This is a genomic window from Nocardioides solisilvae, from assembly GCF_003194625.1.
Lineage (GTDB): Bacteria > Actinomycetota > Actinomycetes > Propionibacteriales > Nocardioidaceae > Nocardioides > Nocardioides solisilvae.
Genome location: NZ_QHKX01000001.1, coordinates 1,047,667 through 1,068,143 on the forward strand (window position 1 = coordinate 1,047,667; position 20,477 = coordinate 1,068,143).

Annotated in this window: 19 protein-coding genes; 11 read left to right on the forward strand and 8 right to left on the reverse strand. The window is 73.7% G+C overall.

Annotation, left to right across the window (positions count from 1 at the left end; genetic code table 11):
- Positions 1-8: 8 nt before the first annotated feature.
- Positions 9-3,368, reverse strand: a complete 3,360-nt coding sequence (locus tag DNK53_RS05010) for a (Fe-S)-binding protein (protein ID WP_110181130.1) — start codon at positions 3,366-3,368, stop codon at positions 9-11.
- 141 nt (positions 3,369-3,509) lie between these two features.
- On the opposite strand from DNK53_RS05010, the gene DNK53_RS17380 reads away from it, so the two are divergent.
- Positions 3,510-3,680 (forward strand): hypothetical protein, encoded by a 171-nt coding sequence (locus tag DNK53_RS17380; RefSeq protein ID WP_162599784.1) that lies wholly within the window; start codon positions 3,510-3,512, stop codon positions 3,678-3,680.
- Positions 3,681-3,785: 105 nt separating this feature from the next.
- A complete protein-coding gene (locus tag DNK53_RS05015; RefSeq protein ID WP_162599785.1) occupies positions 3,786-4,391 on the forward strand; it encodes a hypothetical protein in 606 nt (201 codons plus the stop codon).
- 45 nt (positions 4,392-4,436) lie between these two features.
- Here DNK53_RS05015 and DNK53_RS05020 read toward each other — a convergent pair whose 3' ends face one another.
- Together DNK53_RS05020 and DNK53_RS05025 are read right to left on the reverse strand one after the other, a co-directional pair.
- Positions 4,437-5,207, reverse strand: coding sequence for a laminin G domain-containing protein (locus DNK53_RS05020; RefSeq protein ID WP_110181132.1), 771 nt, complete (start codon positions 5,205-5,207; stop codon positions 4,437-4,439).
- Entirely contained in the window at positions 5,204-5,761 is a 558-nt protein-coding gene (locus DNK53_RS05025) for a dihydrofolate reductase family protein (protein WP_110181133.1), read from the reverse strand. Before DNK53_RS05025 ends, DNK53_RS05020 begins: the two co-directional genes overlap by 4 nt.
- Positions 5,762-6,215: 454 nt before the next feature.
- Between DNK53_RS05025 and DNK53_RS17385 the strand changes: the two genes are divergently transcribed.
- Complete coding sequence (locus DNK53_RS17385) at positions 6,216-7,970, forward strand: GDSL-type esterase/lipase family protein (protein WP_239456355.1); 1,755 nt, start codon at positions 6,216-6,218, stop codon at positions 7,968-7,970.
- Positions 7,971-7,992: 22 nt separating this feature from the next.
- On the opposite strand, the gene DNK53_RS05035 is transcribed toward DNK53_RS17385, so the two are convergent.
- From DNK53_RS05035 to DNK53_RS05045, 3 genes are read right to left on the reverse strand one after another with little or no spacing between them, the layout of a single operon-like run.
- A complete protein-coding gene (locus DNK53_RS05035; protein WP_110181134.1) occupies positions 7,993-10,491 on the reverse strand; it encodes an amidohydrolase family protein in 2,499 nt (832 codons plus the stop codon).
- Positions 10,492-10,546: 55 nt separating this feature from the next.
- Complete coding sequence (locus DNK53_RS05040) at positions 10,547-10,846, reverse strand: hypothetical protein (RefSeq protein ID WP_162599787.1); 300 nt, start codon at positions 10,844-10,846, stop codon at positions 10,547-10,549.
- Positions 10,843-11,157: a WXG100 family type VII secretion target gene (locus DNK53_RS05045; RefSeq protein WP_110181136.1), complete on the reverse strand. Its 315-nt coding sequence runs from the start codon at positions 11,155-11,157 to the stop codon at positions 10,843-10,845. The genes DNK53_RS05040 and DNK53_RS05045 overlap by 4 nt, the downstream gene beginning before the upstream one ends.
- 199 nt (positions 11,158-11,356) lie before the next feature.
- Between DNK53_RS05045 and DNK53_RS05050 the strand changes: the two genes are divergently transcribed.
- Positions 11,357-11,566, forward strand: coding sequence for a hypothetical protein (locus tag DNK53_RS05050; RefSeq protein WP_110181137.1), 210 nt, complete (start codon positions 11,357-11,359; stop codon positions 11,564-11,566).
- Between the two features lie 32 nt (positions 11,567-11,598).
- Here the strand turns inward: DNK53_RS05050 and DNK53_RS17390 are convergent, their stop codons facing one another.
- Positions 11,599-12,171: a DUF6479 family protein gene (locus tag DNK53_RS17390; protein WP_162599788.1), complete on the reverse strand. Its 573-nt coding sequence runs from the start codon at positions 12,169-12,171 to the stop codon at positions 11,599-11,601.
- 79 nt (positions 12,172-12,250) lie between these two features.
- On the opposite strand from DNK53_RS17390, the gene DNK53_RS05060 reads away from it, so the two are divergent.
- The 6 genes from DNK53_RS05060 to hutU are packed head-to-tail and all read left to right on the forward strand — an operon-like array spanning position 12,251 to position 18,780.
- Positions 12,251-12,580 (forward strand): hypothetical protein, encoded by a 330-nt coding sequence (locus DNK53_RS05060; RefSeq protein ID WP_204163739.1) that lies wholly within the window; start codon positions 12,251-12,253, stop codon positions 12,578-12,580.
- 1 nt (position 12,581) lies between these two features.
- The gene (locus tag DNK53_RS05065) at positions 12,582-14,243 is read left to right on the forward strand and encodes a putative T7SS-secreted protein (protein ID WP_110181138.1); all 1,662 of its coding nucleotides are present in this window, start codon (positions 12,582-12,584) and stop codon (positions 14,241-14,243) included.
- A 5-nt stretch (positions 14,244-14,248) separates the two neighbouring features.
- The gene (locus DNK53_RS05070; protein ID WP_162599789.1) at positions 14,249-14,626 is read left to right on the forward strand and encodes a hypothetical protein; all 378 of its coding nucleotides are present in this window, start codon (positions 14,249-14,251) and stop codon (positions 14,624-14,626) included.
- Positions 14,623-15,468 carry a hypothetical protein gene (locus DNK53_RS05075; RefSeq protein WP_110181140.1) on the forward strand — a complete coding sequence of 282 codons (846 nt, stop codon included), beginning with the start codon at positions 14,623-14,625 and terminating at the stop codon, positions 15,466-15,468. Before DNK53_RS05070 ends, DNK53_RS05075 begins: the two co-directional genes overlap by 4 nt.
- 52 nt (positions 15,469-15,520) lie before the next feature.
- Positions 15,521-17,107 carry a histidine ammonia-lyase gene (hutH, locus tag DNK53_RS05080; protein ID WP_110181141.1) on the forward strand — a complete coding sequence of 529 codons (1,587 nt, stop codon included), beginning with the start codon at positions 15,521-15,523 and terminating at the stop codon, positions 17,105-17,107.
- Positions 17,104-18,780 (forward strand): urocanate hydratase, encoded by a 1,677-nt coding sequence (gene hutU, locus DNK53_RS05085; RefSeq protein ID WP_110181142.1) that lies wholly within the window; start codon positions 17,104-17,106, stop codon positions 18,778-18,780. The genes hutH and hutU overlap by 4 nt, the downstream gene beginning before the upstream one ends.
- A gap of 118 nt (positions 18,781-18,898) precedes the next feature.
- Here the strand turns inward: hutU and DNK53_RS17715 are convergent, their stop codons facing one another.
- On the reverse strand, positions 18,899-19,042 hold the full coding sequence (locus DNK53_RS17715) for a hypothetical protein (protein WP_181309788.1): 144 nt from the start codon (positions 19,040-19,042) through the stop codon (positions 18,899-18,901).
- Positions 19,043-19,602: 560 nt separating this feature from the next.
- On the opposite strand from DNK53_RS17715, the gene DNK53_RS05090 reads away from it, so the two are divergent.
- Positions 19,603-20,454 carry a hypothetical protein gene (locus DNK53_RS05090; RefSeq protein ID WP_162599790.1) on the forward strand — a complete coding sequence of 284 codons (852 nt, stop codon included), beginning with the start codon at positions 19,603-19,605 and terminating at the stop codon, positions 20,452-20,454.
- Positions 20,455-20,477: the final 23 nt, after the last annotated feature.

Below are 20,477 nucleotides of genomic sequence, written 5' to 3' on the forward strand. Positions count from 1 at the left end.
CCTACATGTCAGAGGTCGAAGAGCGACCCGGACCCGTGGATGTCCACGTCGGTCTTCGGCTGGTGGGCCGGACCGCTCGGGGCGGCGGGCTTGCGCTCCGCCTCCTCGTCGGCGGCCGGGACCTCCGACTCGGGCTCCGGCTCGGGCTCCGGCTCGGCTGCGGGCTCCGGCTCGGGCTCCGGCTCTGCCGACGCGGGCGCCGCGTCGCCGTCGGCGGCCGCCGCGGTCGCGGCCTGGCTGAGCGCCGCGCCGTCGGGGGCACCGGTCGGGACCGGGGCGGGTGCCTCGGCCTTCTCCTCGACCGGGGCCTCGGGCTCCGGTGCGGCCTGGGCGGCCGGGGCCGGCTCCGGGGCGGCGATGTCGAAGAGCGACCCACCCTCCGGGATCGACTGCGCAGGGGCCGCGGCCGGGGCAGCCGGGGCGGCGGGCTCGGGCTTCTCCTCCGCCTCCGCCTTCTCCTCGACCGCAGGCGCGGCGGGGGCCTCGGCAGCGGCGGGCGCTGCCGGAGCCGTGGGGGCGGCGGCCGGCTCGGGCGCGGCGATGTCGAAGAGCGACCCGGACCCGATCTCGCTCGCCGGCTCAGCGGCGGGAGCAGCCGGGGCCTTCGCCTCGGGCGCCGCCTCCGCAGCAGGCTCCGGCGCGGGCTCGGACTCGGCCGCGGGGGCGGGCGCGGCCTTCTCCTCCGGCTCGGCCGGGGCGGCCAGGTCGAACAGCGACCCGCCGGAGCCCAGGTCGGAGGCGGGCTCCGCCTTCGCTGCCGGGGCGGCCTCGGTCTTCGCCTCCGCAGCCGGCGCCGCCTTCGCCTCGGGCTCGGCCGGCTGGTCGCCGCCGAGGTCGAAGAGCGAACCGCCGCCCAGCTCCTGCTTCGCCGCGGGCTCGGCAGGCTTCTCGGCCGGCTCGGCGGCGGGCTCCGCCTTCGCCTCCGCCGGTGCGGGGGTGTCGAAGAGCGAGCCCCCGGACTCCTGCTTCGCGGTCGGGGCCTCCTCCGCGGGGGTGTCGAAGAGCGACGACCCGCCGCTGGCCTTGGCCAGCGGCCCGACGTCGGCGGTCTCGGTGACGGTCTCCTCGGTCTGGGTCACGTCCCCGACCTCGGGCTCGTCCTTGGTTGCGACGTCGCCCGACGCCGTACCGGCACCCGCCTTCGCGGAGGCGCCGACGGCCGCGGCCTGCTTCGACGACCCGGGCGCCGCCTTGGTGGCCTGCTCGCCCTTGACGGACGCCAGCAGCATCTGCGCGACGTCGAGGACCTCGACCTCCTCGCGGGCGTTGCCCTTGGCCTGCTCCGAGGTGAGCCCGTCGGCCAGCATCACGCGGCAGAAGGGGCAGCCGACGGCGATCTGGTCGGCCCCGGTGGAGACGGCCTCCTTGGTGCGGTTAACGTTGATCCGCTCGCCGAGGTTCTCCTCCATCCACATCCGGGCGCCGCCCGCGCCGCAGCAGAAGGAGCGCTCGTTGCTGCGCTCCATCTCGACGTACTCCGCGCCGGGCAGGATCTGCAGCAGCTCGCGCGGCGGCTCGTAGACCTTGTTGTGGCGACCCAGGTAGCAGGGGTCGTGGTAGGTGATCGAGCGCTTCGCCGCGCCCACGCCCTCCTTGACCGGGGTGAGCTTGCCGTCGCGCACCAGCCGGTTGAGCAGCTGGGTGTGGTGCACGACCTCGAGCTCGATGCCGAAGTCCTTGTACTCGTTCTTGAGCGTGTTGAAGCAGTGGGCGCAGGTCGAGACGACCTTCTTGACCTTGTACTCCTTGAAGGTCTCGACGTTCTGCTGCGCGAGGCCCTGGAAGACGAACTCGTTGCCGGCGCGACGGGCCGGGTCGCCGGTGCAGGTCTCGCCGTTGCCGAGGACGCCGAAGCTGATCCCGGCGATGTCGAGCAGCTCGGCGACGGCCCGGGTGGTCTTCTTCGCCCGGTCCTCGTAGGCGCCGGCGCAGCCGACCCAGAAGAGCCAGTCGACCTCGTCGAGCGACTCGATCGTCTCGCCGACGACCTTGACGTCGAAGTCGAGGTCCTTGGCCCAGTCCATGCGCGCGTTGGGCGACATGTTCCAGGGGTTGCCCTTGTTCTCCAGGCCCTTGAAGAGCTGGTTGAGCTCGGCCGGGAAGTTGGACTCCACGAGCAGCTGGTAGCGCCGCATGTCCATGATGTGGTCGACGTGCTCGATGTCGACGGGGCACTGCTGGACGCAGGCGCCGCAGGAGGTGCAGGACCACAGCACGTCCTCGTCGATGACGAAGTCGCCGTCGGCGGGGTTGTAGAAGTAGTCGAGGACGTCGGCCCCGGCGCCCGCGCTCTCGCCCTTGGTGCCGCTGCCGACCAGCACCCGCTCGGCGTGCGACTCGGTGCCCTCGACCTTGGCGTAGGCGTGGTCGCGCAGGCCCATCACGAGGAGCTTGGGGGAGAGCGGCTTCTCGGTGTTCCAGGCAGGGCACTGCGACTGGCAGCGGCCGCACTCGGTGCAGGTGGTGAAGTCGAGGATGCCCTTCCAGGAGAAGTCCTCGAGCTTGCCGACGCCGAGGGTGGACTCCTCGTCGAGGTCGTCGATGTCGTCGAGGGTCACCGGCTTGCCGTCGGACATCAGCGGCTTCATCGCGCCGAGCGCGGTGCTGCCGTCGTCCTCGCGCTTGAACCAGATGTTGACCCACGCGGTGAAGCGGTGCCAGGCGACGCCCATCGTGATGTTGCGGGCGATCACCATGAGCCAGACCATCGCCAGCGCGATCTTGAACATGGCGATGAAGAAGATGATGTTGTGGATCGTCGCGATCGAGTCGGTCGGGTAGAGGACGTCGCCCATCCACGAGGAGATCGGGTAGTGCGAACGGCCCCCCTCCTCGTCGAGCTTCCATTCGGCCGCGCGGACGAAGAGGATCGCGGAGCCCTCGAAGAGCGCCAGGAACTCGACGAAGTAGGCCTGCCACATGGTGGAGCCGAAGAACCGGCTCTTGCGACCCTCGGAGCGCGGGTGATGCTTCTGCCGGTAGACGATCAGGTAGATGATTCCGATCGTGCTCAGCAGGCCGATGAACTCGCTGACCCACTCGTAGGGGTACCAGTGGCCGATCAGCGGCCACGCGAAGTCCGGCTTGAAGAGCTGGAAGTACGCCGCCAGCACGGCCGTGCTGAGGAAGAGGAACGCGAAGTAGACGAACCAGTGCATGATGCCGATCCACGTCCACTGGAGCATCCGCGTGTGGAGGAACGTCTCCTTGAGCATGGTGACCGTGCGGCCCCCGGGGTTGCCGGTGCGGCCCGGTGCCGGCTGCCCGGTCCGGATCACGCCCAGCATCTTCCGGACCGCCGGGACCAGCATGGCGATCGCCACGGCGGTGAGGGCGAGCGAGACGACGATCGCGATGGTCTGCAACATGGAAGGATGGCTCCTCGTGGGTGTGTGCACGCGACGCCTGCAACGACGCGTCAGGGCGGAGCCTATGTCGTGCCCGGGCACGAGTCAGCAGCGTCCCGGCCATAGAGCCTACCGCCCGGTAACTTGAGGAGGGGACTCCCCGTGTACTTCGACAACCAGCCCTGCCGGGTGTGCGGTGCCGAGGTGCGGCTCCGCGAGCACCGTCGCACCCGCGCGGAGAAGGACCCCGACGGCACCGTCGACGACCGGCTGTGCACCAACGAGGAGTGCCCGACGCGGACGCGGACGGGTCCCGACGCGCCGCGCGCCTGACACCGTTGGCGTCGTTCGCCGGGCCGTGGGAGGGTCGTCGGCGACAGTGCCAGCCACAGCGACGACCACGTCGCGCCGCCGACCGTGCCCACCCAGGGGGAGCAGATGTCCGACCAGTACCCGCCCAGCCAGGACCCGCAGCAGGGCCAGCCCTACCCCCCGCAGGGCCAGCCGTACGCCCCGCAGGGCCAGCCCTACCCGCAGTACCAGGGTCAGCCCGGTGCGGGCGCGCCGCCGGCCCCGCCGCGGCCGAGCAGCATCGCCAACGCGGTCAAGCTCATGTACGCCGGCGCCGCCCTCAGCGCCCTCGGGGTGCTGGTCGGCCTGCTCACGGTGGGCGGGTTGAAGGACGACATCGAGGAGTCCGTCCGGGCGGAGGACCCCAACGCCTCCCAGGACGTGATCGACGCGGCCTTCACCTTCTCGCTCGCGCTGGTCTTCGTCATGGGTGCGCTCGGCGTCGCGCTCTGGCTCTGGATGGCGTGGAAGAACGGCCAGGGCCGCTCGTGGGCCCGCGTCGTCGCCACCGTGCTGGGCGGCCTCAACGTGGTCTTCACGCTGCTGAGCCTGGGCCAGCCGGGGCTCAGCGGGCTGGCCGTCGTGGTCAACCTGCTCAGCGTCGTGCTCGCCGTCGTGATCCTCGTGCTGCTGTGGAAGAAGGAGTCCACCGCCTTCTACGAGGGCGTCACCCGCAGCCGCCAGCTGTACTGATCCGGCCGGACTGAGCCGTCGGCGCCGGCCCCTCGGGGGCCGGCGTCAGCGCAGGATGCGGACGAAGACGTCGTCCATCCGGCCGCGGAACTGGTCGGGGTCTCCCGTGCCGATCTCCTTGCCGCCGACCCAGACCGGGGCCGCGTTGTCGACGTGGCCGGTCTCGACGGCGGCCGAGGCGACCACGCTCCCGTCGACGGAGAGCGCCACGGTCCCGCCGCTCCGCTCGCAGGCCATGGCGTGCCACGCGCCGTCGGCGACGTACGCCGTCGAGAGGACCGTCGCGCGACCCGCCGACCCGCTGACCACGCAGCTGGGCACGCCGTCGTCGACCTGCAGCTTGTACTGGCCCCCGACCTCGTCGTACCAGCCCTTCTGGACGACGTTCATCGAGCCGGCCGCCTGGCGCGGCGTGACGCGGACGGAGGCGCCGAAGGAGAAGGTGTCGGTCCGCGGGTCGAGCGTGCTGCGGTCGGGCACCTCGATGATCGCGCGGCCGCAGGTGACGCAGGGGAAGCGCACGGCCCGACCGCTGACGCCCTTGCCGCGCTTGAGCCGGGCCCCGTCGCTGCGGACCGTCCCGGAGCTGCGCCGCGGCCGGCCCTCGACCCGGTCGCCGTCGGAGAGGGCGGGCCCCGTGTCGAAGGCGAAGGAGAGCCGGGTGCCGTCGGGGGACGGGGCGGCACCGGTGCTGGCCCCGGCGGTGGACGCGGCGACGGACGTAGCGGGCAGGGCGACGAGGGTCGCGGCAGCCAGCCCGGCGGCGAGCAGGGAGCCCGAGTGGTGGCGCAGCAGGGCCGGCGCACGCGAGGTCATGGACCCATCATGCCGTCGCGGGGCCCGACCACCTCGTAGCGTCCGCAGAGGAAGGCCCGGTTGCGCGCGTGCTCGACGAGCCGCAGGTCGAGCCGTCGGGGGAGCAGCGGTCGCCCGGCCCCGAGCGTGACGGGGGCGTAGGAGACCACGACCTCGTCGAGCAGCCCGGCGTCGGCGAACTGGCCGGCCAGGTCGCCGCCGCCCACCACCCAGAGGTCCCGCCCCTCGGCGGCCGCGAGCATCTCGGCGTGCACCTCCGCGACGGGGGCCGAGGTGAAGGTGATCCGCTCCCCGACCGCCGGCAGGTCGCGGTGGGTGAAGACCCACGAGGGCATCGCGTAGGACCACCCCTCACCGCTCTCCGCGAGGTGGTCGCGGATCCACTCGTAGGTGGTCGCGCCCATGGCGAGCGCGCCGATCCTGGCCTCGAAGTCCGTGTAGTTCATCGGGCCCTGCTCGTCGATGTCCTGGCTGAGCAGCCAGTCCAGCGAGTCGTGCTCGTCGGCCAGGAAGCCGTCGAGGGTGCTGGCCGTGTAGTAGACCGTGCGGCTCATCGAGGTCCTCCTCGTGTCGTCGGCCGAGCCGGGGGACTGCGTCCCAGGAGCCACCGTCCCACCGGTAGGGCAGTGCGGTCGAACGACAGCGTCTTCGGGGTCAGACGCTGTCGACCGACCCGTCAACCTGACCGTCGCGAGTACCCCTGCGGACCGCGCGGGGACCCGACCCCCGCCCCCACCGGTCTGGACCACTTCCTTGTGGTCCACGTCGCACCATGCCTACGGTACGCCCGCCGACGTGACAATCGGCGTCGAGGTGTCACACCTCGTCTCGGACTCCTCGGACCTCTCGGAAGGCCTTCCCTTGCCACGCCCCTCACGACGCCTCTCACGGGGCCCCTCACGACGCCCCTCACGGCGTCCTGCGCGACGCACGGCGGCCGCCCTGGCGCTCACCCTTCTCGGCTCCATCGCCGCCGTCCTGTCGGGTGCCGCCCCGGCCTCGGCGGCCGTGCCCGAGCGCAACTACGACCACTACGTCGCCCTCGGCGACTCCTTCACGGCCGGGCCACTGATCCCGCCGACCGCCCTGATCCCCTGCGCGCGGACCACGCGCAACTACCCGCGGATCCTCGCCGCCCGGCTCGGCGTCGCGCTGACCGACGTCTCGTGCTCCTCGGCCCGCACCGAGCACATGGCCAACCCGCAGGCGGGCATCGGCGGCACCGCGCCGCCGCAGTTCGACGCCCTGCGCCCCGACACCGACCTGGTGACCCTGGGCATCGGCGGCAACGACGGCGGGCTCTTCGGCACCCTGATCGACCGCTGCCCCGAGCTCGCCGAGACCGACCCGCAGGGGTCGCCGTGCCGCGACGAGTTCACCCAGGGCGGGGTCGACCTGATGGCCGCCAAGATCACGAAGACCAAGGCCGACGTGCTCGACGTCCTCGACGGCATCCGCGAGCGCTCCCCGGAGGCCGAGATCGCGGTCGTCGGCTACCTGCGCCTCATGCCCGAGACCGGCTCCTGCACCAACGGGGCCGTGCCGATGACCAGCCTGGACATGCTCTGGGCCGACGAGATCCAGCGCACCCTCAACACCGCCCTCGCCGAGGCTGCGGCCGAGAAGGGGGCGAGGTACGTCGACACCTACGGCCCCTCGCGCGGCCACGACGCCTGCGCGGGAGAGGACGCCTGGGTCCAGGGCAAGTGGATCGACCCGCTCAAGGCGATGGAGTACCACCCCTTCGCCTCCGGCATGGAGGCCAGCGCGAAGATGGTCTACGAGACCCTCTTCGGCGTCGACCTGGCCCGCCACCGCCCCGTCCAGGCTTCGGGCACCGAGCACGGCCACGCCCCCTCGGCCGCCGTCGACCACGACACCTCGACCCGCTGGGCCAGCGGTGAGTGGGCCGACGGGGCCTGGCTCCAGGTCGACCTCGGCGAGGCGACGCCCGTCGACCGGGTCGTGCTCGGCTGGGAGGCTGCCTACGCGCAGGGCTACCGGATCGACGTCTCCGACGACGGTCGCGACTGGCGCACCGTCTGGCGCACCATCAACGGCGACGGCGGCCGCGACACCGCCGGCTTCACCGCCACCTCGGTCCGATTCGTCCGGGTGACGGCGGAGCGTCGCGCCACCCGGTACGGCGTCTCCCTCTGGGACCTCGAGGTCTACGGCCCGGCCGGCAGCCCGGTCGACGGCGGCCCAATCGACGACGGGCCGGTCGACGACGGCACCGGCGAGCAGCCTGCAGAGGACGGGAACGAGCAGCCGGCAGCAGACGCGGTCGAGCAGCCGGTGGACGACGCGGGCGAGCAGCCGGCGCAGACCCAGCCGGTGCAGACCCAGCCGGCGCAGACCCAGCCCGCCCCCGCGACGGCCACCGCGGCCGGCCGGGTGCGCGCCACGGTCCTGGCCAGCCCGCGCCCCGACCGCCTGCGGGTGCGCCTGGCCGACGGGTCGGCGACGACGGTCCGGCTGGCCGGCGTACGGGCGCCCAGGCCCTCCTGCCTCCCGGTCGCCCGCAAGGTCGCCCGGAAGCAGCTCTCCCGCGGCACGCGGGTGGTCCTCGTCCGCTCGGCGGGCGGCGACCGCCACTACGTGCAGCTGCGCGGCAAGGACGTCGGCAAGCGCCTCGTGCGGGCCGGCCTCCTGCGGGTCGCCGGCAAGGCCGGTCGCGGCGACTTCGAGCGGCGAGGGGCCTACGTGAAGGCCCAGCGCGCCGCCCGCGCCCAGGGCCGCGGCACCTGGGGCCGCTGCTGAGCGACCCCGCCGCTGTGACCCCTCAGCGCACCCGCACCACCCGGCCGGCCGCGTCGAGCTCGACCTCGACGCGGCCGGTCGTGGTGCAGTGGGTGAAGGTGCTGCCGAGCCGCTGGTAGGGCTGGCCCACCGCCCGCAGCACCTGCTCGACGCCCATCCCCGGGCGCACCTGCTGCCGGAACGCCGCGGGGGTGAGCGCCAGCCCCGGGTTGCGGCACGAGTCAGGCCGCACGCCGACCGCCCGCTCCCAGGTCTGCAGGTAGGCCTCCGCGCCCCGCGCCATGTCGTCCTTGAACGCGGCCGCGCCCTCGGGGCCGCCCGCCGCCCCGGTCTCGGCGACGTGGGCGGCGTCCTCGATCCAGTCGGGGTAGAGGCCGTACTGCGCGACGCCGTCGAGGTTGATGTCCCAGGTCCGCTGCCCGGCGCGCTGGCGGTCGACCCGGACGCCGTGGAACCCGGTGAACGGGTAGCTCACCGGGGCCACGGCGTCCGCCCCCCTCGGGTTCCCCTGCGCCCCGAGGCCGTTGATGTCGGCGCCGAAGCCGAAGCCGAAGTAGTAGCGCGGGTCCGCCCAGCCGAGGTGCCGCCGCCACTTGTCGACGAAGCCGGTCGAGTCGCCGGCGTACGGCGCGACGTAGCCGCCGAGGGCGTAGATCCGCGGGTAGGAGTCGGGGGTCGACCAGGAGTGGCTCGACATGATCCCGGAGTAGCCGCGGGACTCCACCTGGTCGATCAGCGAGCGCCGCGCCTTGACGCTCATGTGGTCGGGATCGATGAGCATCCCGCGGTCCATCATCGAGTCGACGAGGTGGGCGCCGAGGTTGGTCAGGCCGCGGTTGTTGCAGTGCAACGGGCGGCCGTAGAGCGGCAGCGCGGGCAGCTTCAGGCCGTCGACCAGCTGGCCGATCGCCCCGAAGAGCGCGTCCTGCTGCTGGTTGGTGACCTCGTTGCCCGGCAGCTGGCCGAGCGCCAGCTGGGTCTTGTCGGCGCTCTCCCCGTCGGCGGGCTCGCAGTGCCGCATGTCCCAGAAGGAGCCGGTCTCGAGGAAGTTGGCGGCGTTCACCACGACCCCGGTGGCGCCGGCGTCGCCGGCCACCCCCGACAGGGCGTTGTCGAACTTGTTGACCAGCTCCATCTGGCGCACCCCGAGCCGGTGCATCTCGTCGAGCTGGCGGTCGATCGAGGCGGGGTCGCAGGCGGGCTGGTCACCGGCCACGGAAATCCGCTTGAAGGTGCAGCCGAACGGCACCGACGTCTCGATCCCCATCACCACGGCGAGCTTGCCCGCGTTGATCACCTCGCGGGCCTGCCACGGGGAGGTGACGATCCGGTACCAGCCCTTCCCGGGACCGCCGTGCTGGGCGTCGACGTAGTCCTGCAGCGCGAACATCCCCTGCGCCTGCAGCCGCACGGAGTCCATGTCGTCGCACGAGTTGCGCTTGAGCGGGTAGAGCTCGCAGAGCTTGTTGTTCTCGGTGAGCAGGTTGACGAAGAGCCGCTGGCCGCCGCGCCACGCGCGCTCGAGCCACTTGTAGTAGGTGCCCTCGTGGGTGAGGGAGTCGGGCGCCGGCCAGTCCTTGAAGGTCGGCCAGCCGACGGGGTCGTGCCCCGCCCCGCCGGAGAGCACCGACTCCAGCAGTGCCCCCTTGCCGCCGGTGAGGGTGTGGTCGACGCAGTCCTTGAGGGCGTGCTCGGGCCCCAGCTCGTGCCACGGGCGGCCGCAGTGGACCATCCCGCCGAGGAACTCGAACGCCATCCCGTGGGTGTGGGCGTCCACGTAGCCGCGGACCTCCTGGTACGGCGTCACGCCCGCGTGCGGGTCGCCGGTGACGTTGACCTCGGCCTCGGGGAAGTCGGAGCAGCCGGTGGTCAGCCGCGGCTGGAACGAGGTGGTGCCGCCGAGCCGGAGCCGGCGGTCGCCCGACTCGAACGTGAACGAGCCGCTCGCGGCGCGCGCCACCCAGATCCCGGCCCGGGTCGCGCTCCGCAGCCGCAGCGGGGTGCTCAGCAGCGGGTTGCGGGTCAGGTACCGGCCGTCCGCGTCGAGGAGCAGGAAGGCGCCCAGCCTGGCCGCGCGGAACCGCACCGGCTGACCGGCCAGCGCGTAGCAGCCGCCCGCGAGGTCGTGCACGCCGCCCGGGCGGTCGGGGTTGGTGAAGCCGGCCGGCACGGTGCGCAGCGGCGGGTCGGGGAGGGTCCGCTCCCGGGCGACGTGCTCCCGCGCCGCGTCGCGCTGGGCGGCGGTCGTCGGGTCCGCCGTACCCCTCGAGCCCGCGTCGCCGCCGCGGCTGATCGCGTTCTTCAGCGCGGGGTCGGCCTCGGCGTGCGGGTCGGTCGCGGCCAGCTCGACCTCGACCGCCTCCTGCTGCTCGTCGTGCAGGGTGAGCAGCGCGCCGGGTCGGGACCCGTCGCTGAAGAGCGGCGCCAGGGGGGAGCGCTCCGACGGGAGCACGGCCCCGGCGGCGACCAGGGTGACGGCGGTGGTGGTCGCCACGAGCAGGTGGCGGACGGCAGGCAGCATGTGTTCCTCCTTGCCCGCTCAACGAGCCGCGCGGCCAAGGGTTACGGGTGCGGCCTCAACCGATCAGGGCGACGTTCTCCAGCTCGGCCTCGCGGGCGGTCTCGCGGTGGGTGGCCACGGCGCCCCGGACGCTGTCCAGCGCCTGGGTGAGCGCCTCGATCCCGTCGCGGAGGCGCTGCTCGTGGGCCTGCTGCGCCACGCGGGACGGCGTCTCCTCGGTCCACGCTGTCGTCTGCGCGTTCACCTGGTCGAGGATCCCGGTCAGGTGGTCGCGGATGGCGGTCGTGGCCTCGGCCAGCGCCGTCTCCATGTCGGTGAGGGAGCCCTGGTGCACCACCAGGCCCCGCTCGCTCACTGCGCGCCCCCGAGCCGCCCGGCGAGCTGCTGGTAGGCCTGGGTCTGGACGCGGTCGTTGGCCGCGTGCTCCTGGGCGACCGCCATGATCGCGGACGCGTAGCCCTCGAGGATCGGCCCGAGCGTCGTGGCCACCTCGAACCAGGCGCCGACCGCCTCCGCGAAGGCGCCCGCGGCCTGGCCGCGGAACCCGGCGGACGACGCCTCGAGCGAACCGCCCAAGCCGGTCAGGAGGTCCTGGAGCGGCGCGATGCCCTCCACGACCGTCGTGGCGGCCGACTGCAGCTCGGCGTACTCCAGCCCGATGCTCATGGGTCCTCCGCTCCCTCGGCGCAACCTGCCGGGGAGCAGTCTGCCCGTTCGTCCGGATCCGAAACAGCGGGCCCGTGTCAGGGTGATCGGCCCCGGCCTGTGCCTACCCACTAGTAGGTAATTTCGGTCCCCGACGCGCGCGGTCGCCCCACCCGTCCCCCGGGGTCGACGCCTGACCCCGGAGGCGGAGGTCCGGCTGGTGGCCCCCTTCGGCGTCGTCGTCCACCGGGAGCGGCTCGCCCTGCCCGAGCTGCTGCCCGGGAGCGCGGTGAGCGGCTCGGTCGAGCTGGACCGGGTGCCGTCGCTCGGGCTGGTCGAGGCCGAGCTGGTGGTCACGGCCGAGGGCGTCGAGGCGCGGACGAGCGGGGACGACGAGAGCGAGGAGCTCCTCGCCGGGCTGCGCGCCTGACGAGGAGCCCCTCGCTCGGGGGTCGGTGCGGGTCAGGCGCGGTGGCTGCCGCCGGGGGCGTCGTCGCGGCGGCCGTCCTCGTAGCCCTGCTCGTAGGCGTCCCCGCCCTGCTCGGCGGCGCGCTGGTCGGCGGCACCGTCCGCGCGGTGGGAGCCGTCGGTGCCGGTGCCGGTCTCGGCGCGCTCGCGGCCGGTGTCGTCGAGGATGGTGTCGTGCTCGTCGGCGGCGTGGTGCGAGCCGGTGGTGGCGGCGGTGGTGCGGTCGGGGTCGAGGCGGTCGGCCTCGCGGACCCGGTCCTCGTGCAGCGCGGCCTGCTGCTGGTAGCCGACCTGGGCCTCCTTGGCCCGCTCCTCGGCCTGGGCGGCCTCGCGACGCAGCTTCTCGGCGCGGACCTCCTCCTCCTTGGCGCGCAGCTCGGCGTCGGGCAGGGCCTGCGCGTGCTGGTCGGCCTCCTGGCGCAGCTCGGCGGCCTTGCGGGCCCGCTCGGCGCGCTCGGCCTCCTCGCGCTCGTGCTTCTTCTTCTTCATCAGCCACGCGACGAGGGCGATGAGCGCCAGCACGACCACGACGGCGACGACGAGCCAGACGATCTCCTGAGTCTCCATGACAGGCGCGTACCCCCGCGGGCCCTCCGGCATGTGAACCCCCGGTTTGCCGCCCCCGGGCCGGGGGAGGGTGGTGGCCATGGCGTCGTACGACTTCGAGGTGGACCTGCAGAGCCTGGGCCAGGCGGCCCAGGGCCTGGCGGACACGGTGGAGCTGTTCCGGAAGAAGGACGTGGAGGACCTGGTCCCCACCGAGTCCGACCTGGGCAGCGCGGTGGTGTGGAGCGCGGTCGAGGAGTTCAAGAACCGCTGGGAGGAGGGCGTCAACAACCTCTGCCAGGACGTCGAGGAGATGTCCGGGCGGCTCGGGAAGATCGCGATGAACTACCACGAGGCCGACACGGCGGGCGCCGACGCGATGCGCAAGGTGGCCGGCCAGGTCGCCGAGGTGAAGGTCATGGGGGGCTGACGTGCCGGACTTCACCATCCGGGGCAACCCGGGCGCGATCCGCTCGCGCGCCCTGCTGACCGCCGAGAAGGGGCAGGTCTTCTACGACACCGGCGACGCCCTCGCCCGGATCGACACGTCGGGGTGGGTCGGCCGGGCGGCCGACGCCTTCCGCGACGCCCACGACCTCGAGCCCGAGCGCTGGACGAGGGCGGGCAACGGCTTCCGGAAGGCCGGGGCCGCGCTGCAGGTGTACGCCGACGCCGTCGAGCACGCGCAGTCCGTCGCGGAGTGGGCCCGTCGCGAGCACGACCGGGGCGAGCGGGTCACCGACGACGCGCGGGCGGCGTACGACGCCGACGTCGCCGAGGGCCGCGCCAAGGTGGCCTCCGGGGAGTACTCGTCGCTGACGATCCACCCCTTCCAGGACCCGGGGAAGGCGATCCGGGACAACGCCCTGAGCGAGCTGTCCCGGGCCCGGCGGGACCTCGAGGACGCCGCGCACACCTGCGCGGGCCAGGTGCGGGCCGGCTGCGCCGACGCGCCGCAGGAGCCGGCCTGGTGGGAGTCGGGCCTCAAGTTCATCGGCGGGGTCCTGCAGGGCGCCGGGGAGGCGCTCTGGGACCTCCTCACGATGATCCCGTTCAACCCGATCGACCTGGTCGTCGACGCCTACAAGGTCGGCACCGGCCAGCTCACCCCGGAGGAGCTGGCCAAGAAGTACGAGCTCGGCCTCGAGAACGCCTTCGACATGGCCCAGGGGATCTACCACGGGGTGACGACCGACCCGCTCGGCTTCGGCAAGGAGATGGGCAAGAGCCTGCTCGACTGGGACACGTGGGCCGACGACCCCGCCCGCGCCATCGGCCACCTGGTGCCCGACGCGGTCGCGGCGGCGCTCACCTTCGGCACCGGCGCGCTGGCCACGCGGGGCGCCAAGGGCGGGCTCGACCTCCTCGACGGCCTCTCTGACATGGCGAAGATGGACGACCTGTCCGACCTGGGCAAGCTCGACGGACTGGCCGACGCCGGGGGCGTGCGGCGGCTCGACCGGCTGCCCGACGACATCCGGGACCTCGTCGACAAGCCGGTCACCGACCTCACCCGGGCCGAGATCGAGCAGCTCGTGCGGGCCCGTGACGAGGTGACGGTCGCCCCGGGGACGCCGATGCAGCGGGTGATCACCCACCAGCAGGTCGAGGACTACCTGCGCGGCGAGAGCAACGACAAGTTCTTCGAGCCCGACCAGACCTTCGGCTACACGGCTCGCCGCGAGGACGTCGAGCACCTGCGCACCCCGCAGGACCTCTTCGACGGGCTGGGGCTGGACTACGAGGGCACCGAGCACCGCGCCGCCGGCGACCTCCGCGGGCCCAACGAGGGCGGGACGGCGCGCGACCAGATCCACGTGCTGCGGTACGAGGCCCTCGGCCCCGACGACGTCATCGTGCCGAGGCACTCCTCGTTCGGGTCCGACGGCAAGGACGCGGGCTTCGACGACATCGCCGTCGACCCGAAGAACCCGTTCACCGGCAACGGTTACACGTCGGGCGGGATCCCCGAGTTCAGGACCCCGCAGGCGACCCAGCTGACCGACGGTGCCGAGATCTGGAGGGTCGACGCCTCGGGCCAGGAACGCCGCGTGGCAGTCTTCGGTCAGGGGAGCTGGAGGGCGGTGGACTGATGCGCGTGTCGGGCATCTGGACGACCCTCGACGGGCTGCCGCGCCGGGTCAAGGGGCGGTACGACCTGGAGACGGTCGACCTCGAGCCGGTGCGTGCCGACGCGGGTGCCGAGGTGGGGGCGGTCGTCGAGGTCGTGCCGGCGAGCCGGGTCGGCACGGTCGAGCGGGTCCACGTGACCGCGCAGTGGCGCGGCGGCGAGGTGGTCGTGAGCGGCGAGGTGGCACCGGGCCGGATCGGGTTCTACACCTGGGACGCGGGCCTCGCCGAGCGCGAGGGCCTGGACGGCAGCCGGTACCGGGGGTGGAGCGGGGTCGCCGACGTGGCCGACCTCGGCGAGGTCGTGGAGGACGTGAAGGTGCTGAGGGAGGCGGGTGCGCCGTGACGGTGCTGGAGAAGATGCTGGTCCCGGCGGGGATGCAGCGGATCGTGGAGCAGGGGTACGACGCGCTGTCCGGTCCGGTGTACCGGGCCGACGACCTCTTCCGGGCCACCCCGGCCGAGCGGGTGGCCGCCCACGGGCTGGAGGGCGAGCTCTTCCCCTTCGGGCCGGACCCCGAGCACGTGGACGTGGTCAGGTTCGGCACGAACCCGTTGATGGACCTGCGGATCCCCGGCCCGCCGACCGCCCCGGGCGAGCGGCCCTGGCCGGTCCACGACAAGGGCTTCCTGCGCAACGCGGTCGCCGTCTGGGAGCTCACGATGACCCGCGTCCCCACGGGGGCGCGGTTCGTCCGGGTGCACCGGGACGGGACCGAGAGCGAGTACTCGCGCTACGGCGGCGCGGCGTGGGGGTGGCAGAACGCGAAGGGCTACTTCCCGCCGCTGCACCTGATCGGCCCCCGGGCGACGTGGCACGGCCTCGACCTCCCGGCGTCGTACACCGAGGACCAGCAGGGCGTGGAGCTGGTCTGGGTCGGCGACCGCGACGTGCCCGACGGGTTCACCCCGTCGCGCCCGCGGGTGCACTCCCGGGTGGTGCCGGTGGCGGAGTGCGAGTCGGTCTTCGAGGTCGTCGTGACGGCCCGGTGGCGCGACGAGCCGGTCCGGGTGCTCCAGCAGGCCGGCGGGGAGGCGCTGGTGGTGCTGCTCGACCCGACCGTCGAGTCGGTCAACCGGCTCGGCGCGACCGCCCTCGAGCCGACGCTCTTCCAGGCGACCGCGCCGGCGGACGAGCTGGAGGAGACCCACGGCGTGGTCCACGAGCCCCGGCCGCGGGAAGCCTGAGCGCAGGCGTCCGGGGTGGCGCCCGACGGGGTGTCGGGGCTTGGATGGGTCGATGCAGCCCGTCCACGTCGGGGTCGGCCCCGTCACCCCCGCCCAGGTCGTCGCGGTGGCCCGCGGCGGCGCCCCCGTCGAGCTGACCGGGGAGGCGCTCGACGCGATCGACCGGGCCCGTGCGGTCGTGGAGCGGCTGGCGGCCGCGCCCACCCCGGCGTACGGCGTCTCCACGGGCTTCGGCGCGCTGGCCACCCGGCACATCCCGGCCGAGCGCCGCCGCGACCTGCAGCGGTCGCTGGTCCGCTCGCACGCCGCCGGCTCCGGTCCCGAGGTGGAGCGCGAGGTGGTCCGGGCGATGATGCTGCTGCGCCTGTCCACCCTGGCGACCGGCCGCACCGGCGTGCGCCGGGAGACCGCGCGGCTGCTCGCCGACCTGCTCACCCACGGCATCACCCCGGTGGTGCGCGAGCACGGCTCGCTCGGCTGCTCCGGCGACCTCGCGCCGCTCTCGCACTGCGCGCTGGCACTGATGGGGGAGGGGCAGGTGCGCGACGCCTCGGGTGCGTCGCTCCCCGCGGCGCAGGCGCTGGCCGCCGCGGGCCTGGCGCCCGTCGAGCTCGCCGAGAAGGAGGGGCTCGCGCTGATCAACGGCACCGACGGGATGCTCGGGATGCTGCTGCTGTCGCTGCACGACCTGCGGGTGCTGCTGCGCACCGCCGACGTGGCCGCGGCGATGAGCGTCGAGGCCCAGCTGGGCACCGACCGGGTCTTCGCCGAGGACCTGCAGGCGCTGCGGCCGCACCCCGGGCAGGCCGCGTCGGCCGCCAACCTGCGCGCGCTGCTCGCCGACTCCGGCGTGGTCGCCTCGCACCGGACCCCGGGCCAGGGGGTCCAGTGCGACCGGGTCCAGGACGCCTACTCGCTGCGCTGCTCCCCGCAGGTCCACGGCGCCGCCCGCGACACCCTCGACCACGCCGCGACCGTGGCCTCGCGCGAGCTCGCCAGCGCGATCGACAACCCGGTGGTGCTGCCGCCGGACGGCGACGGCCCGGGTCGCGTCGAGTCCAACGGCAACTTCCACGGTGCCCCGGTCGGCTACGTGCTCGACTTCCTCGCGATCGCCGCGGCCGACGTCGCCTCGATCGCGGAGCGGCGCACCGACCGCTTCCTCGACCGGGCCCGCAGCCACGGCCTGCCGCCGTTCCTCGCCGACGACCCGGGGGTCGACTCGGGGCTGATGATCGCGCAGTACACCCAGGCCGGGATCGTCTCGGAGCTCAAGCGGCTCGCGGTGCCGGCGAGCGTCGACTCGATCCCCTCCAGCGCGATGCAGGAGGACCACGTCTCGATGGGCTGGTCGGCCGCCCGCAAGCTGCGCCGCGCGGTCGACGGGCTCGGCCGGGTGCTGGCGGTGGAGGTGATGGCCGGCGCCCGGGCGCTGGAGCTGCGGGCCTCGACCGGCTCGACCGCCGGGGTCGCGCCGGCCGCGGCGACGGGAGCCGTCGTACGGCGGCTCCGCGCGGCGGGCGTCGGCGGTCCCGGCCCCGACCGCCACCTCTCGCCCGAGATCGAGGCCTGCGTCGACCTCGTCCAGTCCGGCGCGGTGCTCGCCGCCGCCGAGGAGCAGATCGGAGAGCTCGCATGAGCAGCAGCACCCGCCCCGACAACCCGCGCCTGCCGATCCACGCGCCGACCGGCCCGGAGCTGACCTGCCGCTCCTGGCAGACCGAGGCGGCGCTGCGGATGCTGATGAACAACCTCGACCCCGCCAACGCCGAGCGGCCCGAGGACCTCGTCGTCTACGGCGGCACCGGCCGGGCCGCGCGCAGCTGGGAGGCGTACGACGCCCTCGTGCGCACCCTGCGCACGCTGGAGGACGACGAGACGATGCTCGTGCAGTCGGGCAAGCCGGTCGCGGTGCTGCGCACCCACCCGTGGGCCCCGCGGGTGCTGATCGCCAACTCCAACCTGGTCGGCGACTGGGCGAGCTGGGAGGAGTTCCGCCGGCTCGAGGAGCTCGGCCTCACGATGTACGGCCAGATGACCGCGGGGTCGTGGATCTACATCGGCACCCAGGGGATCCTCCAGGGCACCTACGAGACGTTCGCCGCGGTGGCCGCGGCGCTCGGTCGCCCCAGCCTCTCCGGGACCATCACCCTGACCGCCGGCCTGGGCGGGATGGGCGGGGCGCAGCCGCTGGCGGTCACGATGAACGACGGGGTCGCGATCTGCGTCGAGTGTGACCCGTCCCGGATCGAGCGGCGTCTGGAGACCCGCTACCTCGACACCCGGGCCCGCGACCTCGACCACGCCCTCGAGCTGGCCGTCGAGGCCCGGGACGCGGGGCGCGCGCTCTCGGTCGGGCTGCTCGGCAACGCCGCCGAGGTGGTGCCCGAGCTGCTCCGGCGCCGGGCCCCGATCGACGTCGTCACCGACCAGACGTCTGCGCACGCCCCCTTGGCCTACCTGCCGGCCGGGGTGCCGTTCGAGGAGTGGCACGCGCGGCGGGAGGCCGACCCGGCCGGCTTCACGGAGGCGGCCCGCGCCTCGATGGCCGCCCACGTGGCCGCGATGGTGGGCTTCGCCGACGCGGGGGCGGAGGTCTTCGACTACGGCAACTCGATCCGAGACGAGGCGCGCAAGGGCGGCTTCGACCGGGCCTTCGACTTCCCCGGCTTCGTGCCGGCCTACATCCGGCCGCTCTTCTGCGAGGGCAAGGGGCCCTTCCGGTGGGCGGCCCTCTCCGGCGACCCCGCCGACATCGCCGCCACCGACCGGGCGGTGCTCGACCTCTTTCCCGGTGACGAGAAGCTGCGGCGCTGGATCACGCTCGCCCAGGAGCGCGTGGAGTTCCAGGGGCTGCCGGCGCGGATCTGCTGGCTCGGCCACGGGGAGCGGCACCTGGCGGGCCTGCGGTTCAACGAGATGGTCGCCAGCGGCGAGCTCAGCGCGCCGGTGGTGATCGGCCGGGACCACCTCGACTGCGGCAGCGTCGCCTCGCCCTACCGGGAGACCGAGGGGATGCTCGACGGGTCGGACGCGATCGCCGACTGGCCGGTGCTCAACGCGTTGGTGGCCACCGCGTCGGGGGCCTCGTGGGTCTCGTTCCACCACGGCGGCGGGGTCGGGATCGGCCGCTCGCTGCACGCGGGCCAGGTCTGCGTCGCGGACGGGACGCCGCTGGCGGCCGAGAAGCTCGCCCGGGTGCTCGCCAACGACCCGGCGATGGGCGTCGTCCGGCACGTCGACGCCGGCTACGAGCGGGCGGTCGAGGTGGCGCGACGCGACGGCGTGCGGATCCCGATGCGGGAGTCCTGAGCCGGTCCGGGGGCCGGGGGGCCCGGGAGACGGCCCGAGACGACCTGGGGCCCCCGCGGCGTGCGCGGGGGCCCCGAGGCCATCACTCCGTGCGAGGCACGGACAAGGGTGAGTCCTGCTACCAGACCCGTCGGGCGTTGCCGCCGATCGGGACGAAGTTCAGGATCAGGCCGACGACCAGAAGGATGGCGCCGATCGTGGTCAGGATGCTGATGTTGGCCACCAGTCCGACGATGAGCAGAATCAGGCCGAGAACGACCATGTCTGTTCCTCCTTGGTTAGGTGCGTCCGGGTTACGGCCGCAGGGTGAATCCGCTGTACCCGGGCCCGGAGGACGCAAACGTGGGACTTTCAAGAATTTCTCAGGAATCCCTCCCGGGACGCCGTGGCGCCGCCGCCGATCGTCCGCCGGTCGTCCGCCGCGGGAACCTGGGAAATCGCTACCTACCTTTGGGTAAGTTGGGCCTCAACCCTTTGACTCGGGCTGTGTCGGGTGTCACCTTCGAATCAAGGAGCCCGACAGGTGCAGACGTCTGGAGGGTCGTCGGCACCGCTGCCACCTCGCGGTCAGGCTCCTCGACCCTTTGGGAGGGGGGTCGCGAGGGAGACACCTACCGGGCGAACCTGTCTCGGGTTCTACTCAGGTCGTCTCGACGTGGCGCGGGCCGGGTCCCCCGCACGGCCCGCGCCACAACCTCGCTCTGCCCCACGCCTACCGGAAATCAGGTATATCGAGCGGAGCCCCCGCGTGAGGGGCGTCACCCAGGTTGACGCTCGTCGAGCGACGCTGGGAACCTCCGGCCGGGAGGGAACAAGATGATCGTGAACAGCACTGCCGGCGTCGCCCGGCGCACGCTCGTGCTCGCACTGATCGGGTTGCTCGGGCTGGTCGGGCTGCTCCTGGTCGCCCCGTCGGCCACCGGTACGACCCAGCCGGCCCCCGCCGCGCCCGACGCGCCGGGCGCGGAGCCGCGGGTCGTCGTCGAGTCGGCGCGCCTGGTCGAGGCGACCTCGCTCGGCACGTGGTTCGGCGGCGCCGCCCGCCCGGTGCTCCAGGTGGTGCTCTACAACAACGGCCAGGCTGCCCTGCGGCCCGTCCTCGAGATCGAGTGGAAGGACGGCAACGGTCTCCCGAACGGCGTCGAGGAGCCTGAGCTGGAGGAGCTTCCGCCGGGCACGCGGGCCACGGTCGAGGTGCCGGTGCAGTTCAACAACTTCGCCCAGGGTCAGCACACGGTCTACGGCGTCGTCCGGGCCGGCGGCCGGGAGGACACCCTGGAGGCGTCCACCACGCTCGTCCCCTGGGGCCTCTACGGCCTGCTCGTCGTGGCCCTGCTCGCCGGCTCGGCGCTGCGCACGCGCTGGGCGATGACCCAGATGGACCGGGAGGACGACCTCGACGTCGAGGACGAGTCCGGGCCGGTCGCCGCCCCCGGTCACGAGCCGGTGCGGGTGGGCCCAGCGCCGCTTGCCTCGTCCGGGCTCCCGCCCGCCGAGGTCGAGGCCCGTGCCCTGGCGACGATGGAGCGGTTCGCCGTCACCCGCGAGCAGCAGGCCGTGCCCGCGCGGGGCGAAGCCCCCGCAGTGAGCGTGCCGCAGCAGCGGGCCCCGAGCGGCGGGCGCCGGGCGTCGCGCTCGCACAAGGCGAGCACGCCCTGGCTGACCCGCCGCTGAGGCTGAGGGGTCGCTGGGGGATC